Annotated in this window: 1 pseudogene; it reads right to left on the minus strand. The window is 49.2% G+C overall.

The window, feature by feature from the left end:
• Window positions 1-762: pseudogene (locus C6H66_RS26305) on the minus strand (hypothetical protein); the annotation flags it as partial.

Raw genomic sequence — 762 nt, forward strand, 5'->3', positions numbered from 1 at the left:
CTCTCCCTGTAACAGAACCTGGTTCCCGGCTTTTAACTTTCCTCCATAGAAAGACAAATGACTCGCCTTAACGGTAACATCACTGCCGGCACTAATTTCTCCCTGCCCTCTCAGTGTCTCCGTTGTCAGTGTCAGATTCTGACCGGCTTGCATATTGCTTTGTTTCGCCGTTTCAATGTCTTTACCATTAACGGTGATATCTGTTTTGGCCTGTACATCCCCCAGAGTCGCCTTGCCATTCGCCGTCAGACTGATGCTACCTTGTTCTGCGGTCAGTTTCGCCGCTTCAATGTCTTTACCATTAACGGTGATATCTGTTTTGGCCTGCACATCCCCCAGAGCCGCCTTGCCACTCGCCGTCAAACTGATGCCACCTTGCTTTGCGGTCAGTTTCGTCGTTTCAATGTCTTTACCATTAACGGTGATATCTGTTTTGGCCTGTACATCCCCCAAAGTCGCCCTGCCATTCGCCGTCAGACTGATGCTACCTTGTTCTGCGGTCAGTTTCGCCGCTTCAATGTCTTTACCATTAACGGTGATATCTGTTTTGGCCTGTACATCCCCCAGAGCCGCCTTGCCACTCGCCGTCAAACTGATGCCGCCTTGCTTTGCGGTCAGTTTCGTCGTTTCAGTGTCTTTATTGTTAGCGGTTATAACCTTACCAACATCAAGCGAGTTACCACTGGTCAGAGTAATGTCTTTCCCTGCGGTTAAGGAAATACCTCTCAGATTTACTCCCGCACCAGCATGGATCTCAATATT

The sequence above is a fragment of the Photorhabdus hindustanensis genome, assembly GCF_002968995.1.
Lineage (GTDB): Bacteria > Pseudomonadota > Gammaproteobacteria > Enterobacterales > Enterobacteriaceae > Photorhabdus > Photorhabdus akhurstii.